6 protein-coding genes are annotated in these 10796 nt (G+C 75.3%); 4 read left to right on the top strand and 2 right to left on the bottom strand.

Annotation, left to right across the window (positions count from 1 at the left end; all coding sequences use genetic code 11):
* A partial coding sequence (locus tag ACSNOB_RS12680; protein WP_436686842.1) for an adenylate/guanylate cyclase domain-containing protein occupies nucleotides 1–1179 on the bottom strand: 1179 nt, incomplete at its 3' end.
* 192 nt (nucleotides 1180–1371) lie between these two features.
* On the opposite strand from ACSNOB_RS12680, the gene ACSNOB_RS12675 reads away from it, so the two are divergent.
* The 4 genes from ACSNOB_RS12675 (at nucleotide 1372) to ACSNOB_RS12660 (ending at nucleotide 9396) form a co-directional block, all read left to right on the top strand.
* Complete coding sequence (locus tag ACSNOB_RS12675; RefSeq protein ID WP_436686841.1) at nucleotides 1372–4260, top strand: helix-turn-helix transcriptional regulator; 2889 nt, start codon at nucleotides 1372–1374, stop codon at nucleotides 4258–4260.
* Between the two features lie 108 nt (nucleotides 4261–4368).
* Nucleotides 4369–5139 carry a DUF5995 family protein gene (locus tag ACSNOB_RS12670; RefSeq protein WP_436686840.1) on the top strand — a complete coding sequence of 257 codons (771 nt, stop codon included), beginning with the start codon at nucleotides 4369–4371 and terminating at the stop codon, nucleotides 5137–5139.
* A 396-nt stretch (nucleotides 5140–5535) separates the two neighbouring features.
* Nucleotides 5536–7629: an amino acid transporter gene (locus ACSNOB_RS12665; RefSeq protein ID WP_436686839.1), complete on the top strand. Its 2094-nt coding sequence runs from the start codon at nucleotides 5536–5538 to the stop codon at nucleotides 7627–7629.
* 198 nt (nucleotides 7630–7827) lie between these two features.
* Nucleotides 7828–9396: a hypothetical protein gene (locus ACSNOB_RS12660; protein ID WP_436686838.1), complete on the top strand. Its 1569-nt coding sequence runs from the start codon at nucleotides 7828–7830 to the stop codon at nucleotides 9394–9396.
* 205 nt (nucleotides 9397–9601) lie between these two features.
* On the opposite strand, the gene ACSNOB_RS12655 is transcribed toward ACSNOB_RS12660, so the two are convergent.
* Nucleotides 9602–10561 carry a TIGR03557 family F420-dependent LLM class oxidoreductase gene (locus tag ACSNOB_RS12655; RefSeq protein ID WP_436686837.1) on the bottom strand — a complete coding sequence of 320 codons (960 nt, stop codon included), beginning with the start codon at nucleotides 10559–10561 and terminating at the stop codon, nucleotides 9602–9604.
* Nucleotides 10562–10796: the final 235 nt, after the last annotated feature.

The following is a 10796-nucleotide window of genomic DNA, read 5'->3' as shown; positions in this document are numbered from 1 at the left end:
GCGCGCGGTGGCCGCCGCGAAGAGCCGGTGCAGGAAGCGGTTCAGCTCGCCGGTGCCCCGGTCGAGATCGTCCACCGCCACCACCACCGGCTGCCGAGCGGCGAGCGCCAGCAGCGCCTCCCGCGCCACCTCGGCGCCCCGCGCCGCACCGCGCGAGGCGTCCGGCCCGGTCAGCAGCTCCTCCAGCGCGTACACCGCCTCGGTCCGGCCGGCCGGCGGCACCAGGCCCGCGAGGGCGGCGGTGAGCCGCCGGCGTACCGCCGCGGGCGGGTCGTCCGGGTCGAGGCCGGCGAGCCCGCGCACCAGGTCCGCGACGGGCGCCAGGGCCCGCGGGTACGGCGGGCAGGGCGCGACGCACCAGCGCACCGGCACGTCGTCCACCGTCGCCACCGCGCGCCGCAACTCGTGCAGCAGCCGGCTGCGCCCGCTGCCGGCGGGGCCGACCAGCGACAGCCAGCGCGGGCTGCGGTCCCGCGCGGCCCGGACGATCAGATCCCGGGCCGCGGCCAGCTCCCGCCGCCGCCCGACCAGCGGACCCTCGTGCCGGACCGGGGCCGGCCGGGCCGTGCCGGTGGCGTGCCACACGTCGACCGGCAGCGCCTTTCCCGCGAGGGCCACCGGCGGTACGGGGCGCTGGTCGATCAGCCCCGCGGTGGCCCGTCGGGTGGCATCGCAGAGCGCCACCCCGCCCGGCGGGGCGTACTCCTGCAATCGGGCGGCGGTGGTGATCACCGCGCCGCTGGCCGAGGCGTGCCCGCCGTCGTGCGTCGCGGCGAGGTCCACCAGCGCCTCGCCGGTGGCGATGCCGACCCGGACCCGCAGCCGCGGCGTGCCGGGCAGCCGGCGCCGGTCGAGGGCCCGCTGGATCTCCAGCGCCGCCCGCACCGCCCGGTACGCGTCGAACCCGTCGGACTCGCGGGCCCCGAACAGCGCCATGACCGCGTCGCCGATGTACTTCTCGACCACCCCGTGCCACCGGCGCAGCACCCCGGCCACGGTGTCGAAGTAGGCCCGTTGCAGGGCACGCACGTCCTCGGGGTCGAGCCTGTCGACGAGCGCGGTGGACCCGACGATGTCGGCGAACAGCACGGTGACCGTGCGTCTCTCCTCCGGCACCGGCCAGCCTGCCGGCGCGACACGTTGTGGACCAGCGACGATGGTGGGCGTGGGCATGGGCATGGGCATCGCACCTGCCTTTCCCCCCGCTGGCTGACGACGCCTCGGACACTGTCACCGCGGGGCCGACGGGGGATCTGCAGAACGACGTATGTCGGCCACCCCCAACCTTTGGTCGCGATGTCGGCGCGAGGAGTACCACAGGGGCGAAAGACCCGTAGAACGGTGCGGGGACGTGTGACTAGGCTGCGTGCCATGGCCAGCGATGTGGACGCCGCACCGCTCGTCGGCCGGGCCGACCTGGTGACAGCGGTGCGGTCCGCGCTGCTCGGCGAGGTCGCACAGGGGCACACCGCTGCCGTCTTCCTCACCGGCGAGAGCGGGGTGGGCAAGACGCGGCTGCTGCGCGAGGTGAGCAACCGGCTGCGCGACGCGGGCGCCCTGGTGCTCACCGGGTCCTGTCTGGACATCGGCGACGCGTCGCCGCTGCACCCCCTGCTGCAGGCGCTGCGCCGCTTCGACGCCGAGCTGACCGGTGCCCAGGCCCGGACCTCTTCGGCGGTCCGCAGCCTCCTGCGGGTGTTCGTCGACGAGACCGCCGGCCCGGACGGCGCGGGGGCACTGCTGGAGCGGGTCTCCCGGGGGCTGCACCTGATCGCCGAGGGGCGCCCGCTCGTGCTGGTCCTGGACGACCTCCAGTGGGTCGACCGCAGCACCCGCCAGTTGCTGCTCTACCTGCTCGCCGGCCTCGGTGACCTTCAACTCTCCGTGCTCGCCGCGGTGCGGGCCGAGTCGTTGCAGGGCGCGCACCCGCTGCGCCGGGTGCTCACGGAGCTGCGCCGGCTGCGTACGGTGCGGGTGCTCGACCTGGCTCCGCTCGACCGGGCCGGCACCGACCAGCTCGCCGCCGCGGTGGTCGGCCGGCCGCTGGCGCCCGAGGCGGCGGAGCTGGTGTGGCAGCGCAGCGGCGGCAACCCCTTCGTGGTGGAGGAGCTGGCCCGCGACCTGCGCGACGGCCGCGACGGGCTCTCCGACACGCTGCGCGAGATCTTCCTGGCCCGGGTCGACGCGCTGCCGCAGCACGCGCACGCGGTGGTGCACGCGGTGGCGGCCGGCGTCGAGCCGGTGGCGCACTGGCTGCTGGCGCGGGTGACGCGGCTGCCCGAGGACGAGCTGATCGAGGCGGTCCGCGCCGCCGTCGCCCACCGGCTGCTGGTCGGCGCGGACGACGGCTACCGGCTGCGGCACCGGCTGGTCGCCGAGGTGCTGGAGCACGAGCTGCTGCCGGCCGAGCGCGCGGCCCTGCACCGCCGCTACGCCGAGGCGCTCACCTCGGCCCCGGCGGAGCTGCACCAGGCCCGCCTGGCGCACCACTGGCGGCTGGCCGGCGAGCCGGCGCGGGCGCTGCCGGCGGCCATGGCGGCCGCCCGCGAGGCCGAGCGGCTGCACGGCTGGGCCGAGGCGCACCGGCACTGGTCGGTCGCGTTGCAGCTGGCCGGCGGGCCCGGCATGCGCCCGCCGGACGTGGACCGGGTGACCCTGCTGGAGCACGCCGCCGAGGCAGCCCACCACTGTGGCGAGCACGCCCGCGCGCTGGCCCTGCTCGAGGAACTGGCCGACGCCGACCGGCCGTCCTGCGCGCTGCACATCCGGCGGGCCCGCTACCTGGCCGCCGCCGGCCGGTCGGCGCTCGCCGAGGCGGAATACCAGCGCGCCCTGGAGGCCCCCGACTGCACGCCCCGGGAACGGGCCACCGCCGCCGCGCACCTGGCGGAGCTGCTGCTGCACCTCGGCCGGTACGCCGACGCCGGCCGGCGGGCGCGGGAGGCGCTGGAGCTGTCCGCCGCGGTCGAGGGCTCCACGTCGGAGGTGGTGCTGGCCAGCGCGGCGCTCGGGTTCTCCGAGGCGTACCTGGAGGACCCGGACGCGGGGCTGGCGGTGATGCGCCGGGCGCTGGAGACGGCCGAGCGCTCCGGCCGCCCCGAGGACGTGGCCTGCGCGTACCTGCACCTGGCCGAGCTGCTGACCGGGCCGCTGAACGTGCTCGAGGAGGGCGTCGTCGTCGCCCGGCGGGGTGCCGAGCGGGTGGCCGAGCTGGGCCTGGGCCGCACCTGGGAGACCCGGCTGTTGGCGATCGCCACCAACGGGCTGTTCCGGGTGGGCCAGTGGGCGGAGGCGGAGAAGGTCGTCGCGGCGGCCCTGCGGCACCGACCCTCCGGCGCGGACGCGGTCGAGCTGCTGCTGGCCCGCTGCCGGCTGTCGGTGGGCTACGGCGACATCGAGGCCGCCGACCGCGACCTGGACGCGGTGGCCACCGTGCTCGCCGGCGGCGGGGCGCGGCACGTGATCCCGCTGCTCACCCTGCGGGCGGGGCTGGCCATGTGGCAGGGGCGGCACGACCTCGCCCGGCAGGCGGTGCAGCGGGGCCTGACCGAGAGCCGCTCCGACGACGTGGGCATCCTGGCCGCGCTGGTGTGGCACGGCCTGCGGGCCGAGGCGGAGGCGCACGCCAGCCGGACGATCGCCGTGGACGAGACCGCGGTGCGCCGGCTGCGGGAGGTCGCCGAGCGGGTCGCCCGCAAGAGCGAGCACGCCGCCCGGCCGGTGCGCGACGTGGTCGACGGCTTCCTGGCGCTGTGCGCCGCCGAGGTGAGCCGCCTCGACGTCAGCGACCCGGAGCTGTGGGCCCGGTCGGTGGCGCAGTGGGACCGGCGCCACCACCCCTATCCGGCGGCCTACTCCCGGCTGCGCCAGGCCGAGGCGCTGCTGGCGCGGCGCAGCCGCAGCGCCACGGCGGGCAAGCTGCTGCGGCAGGCGTACCAGGTGGCGCAGGGGCTCGGCGCCGTGCCGTTGACCTCGGAGATCCGGACCCTCGCGGGCCGGGCGCGGGTGTCGCTGGAGGACCGGCCGGCCGCCGCCGCGCCGGCTGCCGGTCCCGAGGGGGACGAGCTGGCGGTGCTGACCGCCCGGGAGCGGGAGGTGCTCGCCGCCGTCGCCGAGGGTCTGACGAACCGGGAGATCGGCCAGCGGCTGTTCATCAGCGAGCGGACCATCGGCGTGCACGTCTCGCACATCTTCGACAAGCTCCAGGTCCGCACCCGGGTGCAGGCCAGCGCCATCTTCCTGCGTAACCGGCCCGGCTGAGGCGCGCGTACGGATACGTCGTTCTACTGATCCGGCCGCCCGCCGTCGGCTGGCAGAGTGTGCGGCGTCGCCGACGGCACGGGGTGCCCGGACCACTGTGGAGGAGAGATGACGGAACCGGTGTGGGGGCCCGTGCATCGGGACATCGTCGACCTGCTCGGCGACCACCCCGCCGACGTGCCGGCGGTCGTCGACCACCTCACCAAGCTCCAGGACCTGCTGGTCCGGCTGCCTCCGCTGGAGGCGAGCTGCCCGTTGGCCGACTTCAACAAGCTCTACCTGACGATCACCGAGAGCGTGCTGAACGGGCTCTACGACGACCGCTTCTCCGACCCGGTGTTCCTGTCGCGGCTCGACGTGGAGTTCGCCGCCCGCTACTTCGACGCGATGCGGCTGTGGACCGATTCCAGCCCGGGCACGCCGAAGGCGTGGGCGTGCCTGTTCGAGCGGATGCGGGGGCCGGACGCCCGCCCGCTGCCGTCGGCGGCCGCCGGGGTGAACGCGCACATCAACTTCGACCTGCCGTTCGCGCTGGTGACCACGTTCGACAGCCTGGAGTCGGAGCCGGTCGACGGCACCGACCAGCACCGCGACTACCTGGAGATCAACAACATCTTCGCCGACAAGATCCCCGGCCTGCGGCGCGGCTACCTGGAGCGCTGGCAGCTGCTCATCGACATGCTCAACGGCGACATCGACGACTGGTACCAGGGGGAACTGGTCGAGTACACGCGCGACGTCGCGTGGCGCAACGCGCAGAAGATCTGGCGGTGCCGGCACGACCCGGCCGCCCACGAGTGTGAGCGCGCGCGGCTGGACGACACCGCCGCGGCGCTCGGTCGGCTGCTGCTCTCGCCCCTCGGGGCGTTCCTGCAGTAGCCGGGACGGGGGGTCCCCGCGCTCCGCACCGGCAACCAGGCGGAGCGCGGGGACGCGTCCCGGGCCGCCGTCGCCGCGCGGACCCGCCGGCCCGGGGGTGTCGGCACGGCGGCCGGGCTCTGCCTCCGTCTCGCCGAGCCGCTGCTCGCCCTGCTGCCCGGCGGCCGGCTCCGGCACCCGGGTGCGACCGTGACCGTCGCCGACCCGGCGGCCCTGGCCGCGGCGCTGTCCCCGCCGGGGCTGTCGAGCTGAATCGTCTGCGACATCAGCCGCCGCGGCGGAAGGCTTTCCTGCCTGGTGGGTGGGGCACGGGGCACCGGGTTCGCCGTTCCGGCGGGCGGCCGGCGGGGGACCGCCTACGGTCGGGTCAGGGCCGCTAGGTGGTGGGGACGGGGCATGGCTGACGAGCACGGGGCGAGACCGCGGCGCACGCGCGGCCGCCGCCCGCCGCCCGCCGGCCCCGGGCGGGACCTGCGCGCCGCGCGCGACCCCACCCGTCCCGGCGGCCGCAACGGCCGCCCGGTCGCCGTCCCGGAGGTCGTGGCCAGCCCCAGCCGGCCGGCCGCCCCGCTCAGCCCGCTGCGCCGGTGGCTGTTCCTGCACCGGGTGCAGCCGGTGGGCCCGGAGGCGGCGGAGGGCCAGACCCGCTCGCACGCCTGGTGGCAGGTCATGTGCCTGACCGGCGTGGACTACTTCTCCACCCTGTCGTACCTGCCCGGGATCGCGGCGCTGGCGGCCGGGGCGCTCTCCCCGCTGGCCACCCTGCTGATCGTCGCGCTGACCCTGCTCGGGATGCTGCCGATGTACCGGCGGGTGGCCCGGGAGAGCCCGCACGGGCAGGGCTCGGTGGCGATGCTGGAGCGGCTGCTGCCGTTCTGGCGCGGCAAGGTCTTCGTGCTGGTCCTGCTCGGCTTCGTGGCCACCTCCTGGATCATCACGATCACCCTCTCCTCGGCCGACGCCACCGTGCACCTGCTGGAGAACCCGCTGGTGCCCGAGGGCGTCGGCGGCACCGGCGTCGCCGTCGGCGTCACCGTCGTGCTGCTGCTGGTCCTGGGCGGGGTCTTCCTGCTCGGCTTCCGCGAGGCGGTGGCGGTGGCCATCCCGCTCGTCGCCGTCTTCCTGGCGCTGAACGCGGTGATCGTCGCGGTCTCGGTGGCCGAGATCGCGGCGGAGCCGGGGACGCTGGCGGACTGGACCGCCGCGCTGACCGCGGGCGGCGACCCCGGCGACGTGGCGCTGACCGCCGTGCTGGCCTTTCCGCTGCTGGTGCTCGGGCTCTCCGGCTTCGAGACCGGGGTCAGCATGATGCCGCTGGTGGCCGGCAAGGGCGCCGACCGCGAGGCCCGGCTGGCGGCGCGGATCCGCAACACCCGCCGGATGCTGGCCACCGCCGCGCTGGTCATGTCGGTCTACCTGGTCTCGACCTCACTGGTCACCACGGTGCTGATCCCCGCCGGTGAGTTCGCGCCGGGCGGGGAAGCCAACGGCCGGGCGCTGGCGTACCTCGCCCACGAGCACGTCGGCGAGGCATTCGGCACCGTCTACGACGTCAGCAGCGCGCTGATCCTCTGGTTCGCCGGCGCCTCCGCGATGGCCGGCCTGATCAACATCGTGCCCCGCTACCTGCCCACCTACGGCATGGCGCCGGAGTGGGCGCGGGCGGTGCGGCCGGTCGTGATCGTCTACACCCTCGTCAGCGTCGCGATCACCGTGGTCTTCCGGGCCGACGTCAACGACCAGGCCGGCGCGTACGCCACCGGGATCCTCGCCATGATGGTCTCCGCCGCCGTGGCGGTCACCATCTCCGCGATCCGCCGCCGGGAGCGCGCCGCCGCCGTCGGCTTCGCCGTGCTCACCCTCGTCCTGCTGTACGCCCTGGCCGAGAACGTGATCGCCAAGCCGGACGGCATCACCATCTCGGCCCTGTTCATCCTCGGCATCATCGCCGTCTCGCTGATCTCGCGGGTGAGCCGGACCACCGAGCTGCGCGCGGAGCGGATCGAGTTCGACGAGCCGGCGCGGCGGTTCATCGCCGATTCGCTGGCGCACGACGGCCGGCTGCACCTCATCGCCCACAAGCGGGCCCGCGGCGCCGTGAAGGAGTACACGGTCAAGGAGCGGGCGCAGCGGGGGATGAACCCGGTCCCCGGCGAGGGCGACGTCCTCTTCCTGGAGATCGACGTGGTCGACCCGTCGAAGTTCAGTGAGGTGCTACGGGTGCACGGCGTGGAGGTCGGCGGCTTCCGGGTGCTGCGGGCCAGCAGCCCGGCGGCGCCGAACGCGATCGCGGCGATCCTGCTGGCGCTGCGCGACGCCACCGGCGTCCGCCCGCACGCCCACTTCGAGTGGTCCGAGGGGAATCCCCTCGCGCACCTGCTGCGCTACCTCATCCTCGGCCGGGGCGACACGCCGCCGGTGGTCCGGGAGATCCTGCGCAAGTCCGAGCCGGACCCGACCCGCCGGCCGGGCATCCACGTCGGCGGCTGACGCGGCGGCGCGTGCCGGTACGGGGCCGTTCGACCCGGTCTACGCCTTCCTCGAAGGTGAACACTACGTTTCTTCATCTTCGACTGACTTGCCCGAGTTTCGCTCGTATCGTGACCTTCGGAGGCCGACGGGATGTCCGCCACCCCGCGCCCGGATCGGGGCGGTCGTGTCGTGCACGCGAAAGGCAGGGGAAGCCTGATGTCGACGTATCGAGGGAGCCGGCGACCGGCACGAGCCAGGCGGCGGTCCCGGTGGTTCTTAGCCGGTGGGCTCGTCGCGGGCAGCCTGGTGGCCGGGATGGCCGGGACGGCGGGCGCCGCCGCGGTGGCCGCGGACCTGCCCGCCGCCTCGGACGCGCGGTCCCTGGTGCTGCGCGGCGACGACCCCGGCGCGGGGCACCGCGACGACCTCCGCGAGCAGCGCCGCGCCGACCTCGGCCCGTGGCACTCCGGCGACTTCGCCGGCGAGCACCGCGGCGGCGGGGAGGACGGCGACCGGCACCCGGACCGGGGGCCCCGGCCCGGGCACCGCGGGGAGGTCCCGGTGCCGTGCGACCCGGGGAAGCTGATCGCCGCGCTGGTCCGGGCCAACGCCGAGGGCGGCGCCGACCTGCGGCTCGCCCCGAAGTGCCGGTACGAGCTCACGCACGCGTTCCAGCAGCCCGACGACTACGACGGCGGGATCCGGGACGCCCGGGAGGCGGCCGACAGCGCGGAGAACCCGGGCGACGCCGAGGCGCCACCGCGCAACCCGCAGCACGACAAGGCCGGCCTGCCCGTCATCTACCACCCGATCACCATCCGGGGAGAGGGCGCCACCATCGTCCGGGACGCGCACGCCGAGGCGTTCCGGTTCTTCACCGTCCGCGACGGCGGGGAGCTGAACCTCTCCGACGTCGTGCTGCGCAACGGCCTCTCGGCCGCCGAGGGCGGCAGCATCCACGTCGTGCACGGCGCGTCCGCCGTGGTCGAGCGCATCACGGTCGTCGGCAGCACCTCCCTCTCGGCGGAGGGGGGCGGCGGCGGGATCTTCAACGACGGCAACATGGTGGTCGCCGACAGCACGTTCGTCGACAACCACGCCGCCGGCACCGCGGGCAAGGGCGGGGGCCTGCTCAACGGCGGTGTGCTGAGTCTGCGCACGTCGGAGTTCCGGGACAACAGCGCCGTCGCGTACGGCGGGGGCCTCGGGAACTACCGGGGCGCGGCCGAGGTGCACAAGAGCACCTTCGCGCACAACAACGCGGCGCAGGGCGGCGGCATCGCCAGCTTCTCGGCCCGGACCAGGGTGGCCGACACCAAGGTGCTCGGCAACACCGCCCAGACCGGTGGCGGCATCGCCAACTCGGACGCCCTGATCTTCCTGCGCGGCCTGCAGGTGCGCGACAACACCGCCACCGGCAACGGCGGCGGCATCTCCACCTTCCAGGGCCTGCTGCCGCTGGACGACAGCGTCGTGGCGGGCAACACCGCCCGGGGCTCGGGCGGCGGGATCCACGCCGTGAAGTCGAACCTGCTGGTGCGCCGCAGCGACGTCGACCGGAACCACGCGGTCGGCGCCGCGTCGAAGGGCGGCGGCGTGTTCGTGTCGCTGGGCCAGGTCTCGTTCTACGCCAGCCGCGTGGTCGACAACGCCGCCACGGTGAAGCCGGGCGGGCTCTTCGCCGACAAGGCGCGGGTCAAGATCGACGACGAGACCGACATCATCGACAACGAACCCACCAACTGCGAGGGCAGCCGGGTCCCGGTGACCCACTGCTTCCGCTGACGGCCGGTCGCCGGTGGTCGGTCGGGCGCTCGCTCGGCCGACCACCGCCCGTAGGGGGGAGCGCGGCACACCGTCGGCGAGGGGCGCATCCCGTCCCGCCTCCGACGATCCTCGTGATCGTCGCGGCGGGGCGGGGTGCGCCCCTCGACGCGTGCCCGCGTTCCGTCGTCGCCCCGGCGCCCCTTCACGCTCGCCCGACGGCGGCTCAGCCGAGGGCGCGCAGCCGGCCGGCGAGGTCACCGGCGAAGAAGTCGAGGAAGCCGTCCGGGTCGGGGCCGGCGTTCTGCAGCACGATGTGGTCGTAGCCCGCCTCGACGTAGGAGCGGACCTTCGCCACGTGCGCCTCCGGATCCGGGCCGACCGAGAAGAGTTCGCGGATGTGCCGCTCCTCGACGTACGCGCTGGCGGCGTCGAAGTTGACCGGGTTGGGCAGCTCGCTCATCACCTTCCACCCGGTGACCATCCAGCGGCTGGTCTCCAGCACCGCGCGTACCGCCTGCGCGTCGTCGGGGGCCCAGGCCATCGGCACCTCGGCGTAGCGGGGACCGCCGCCGCCCGCCTCGCGGTAGTGCGCGACGATCGACTCCTTCGGCTCGGTGACGAACAGGCCGTCGCCGAGTTCCGCGGCCATCGTCGCCGAGGCCCGCCCGCTGGCCGCCACCGCGATCACCGGCGGGGTGTCCGGCAGGTCGAAGACGCGGGCGTCCTCCAACTGCAGGTGCTTGCCCTCGTACGACTGGTAGCCGCCCTGCCAGAGCAGCCGGATGATCTCCAGCGCCTCGCGCAGCCGCTCGTGCCGGCCCCGCACGCTGGGGAAGCCCTGCCCGACCACGTGCTCGTTGAGTCGTTCGCCGGCTCCGACGCCGAGGGTGAAGCGACCGTCGGAGATCAGCGCCATGGTCGCCGCGGCCTGCGCGATGATCGCCGGGTGGTACCGGACGGTCGGGCAGGTGACCCCGGTGGCGAGGCCGAGGGTGTCGGTCCGCGCCGCGATCGCCGCCAGCACGCTCCAGGCGAACGACGAGTGCCCCTGCACGTCCAGCCACGGGTGGAAGTGGTCGCTCATCTCGACGAAGTCGAAGCCCGCCTGCTCGGCGCGGACCGCCTGGCGGATCATCTCCTGCGGTCCGTACCCCTCCGCGGCCAGCTTGTAGCCGATCTTCATCCCGGTGCTCCCGTCCCGTGCGGCGGTGGAGCAACGCCCGTTCCCGCCGCCCCCGCCGGCAAACGTCGCCCCTGGGCGACCCGCCGTGGCCGCCGGCGCGGCCAACAACCCCAGCCTCCTAGGATGCCCTACGCGTGGTGCGGGCCGTCACCCCCGCCACGCGCGGCGGCGCACGGGAGACCCCGCCGGCCGGGGCGTGCGGCCGGGACTCCGGCGGGAGAGGCCGACGTGCCGA

The organism is Micromonospora sp. URMC 106 (assembly GCF_051386395.1).
Classification (GTDB): domain Bacteria; phylum Actinomycetota; class Actinomycetes; order Mycobacteriales; family Micromonosporaceae; genus Micromonospora.
This window is presented reverse-complemented; position numbering and strand designations above follow the sequence as displayed.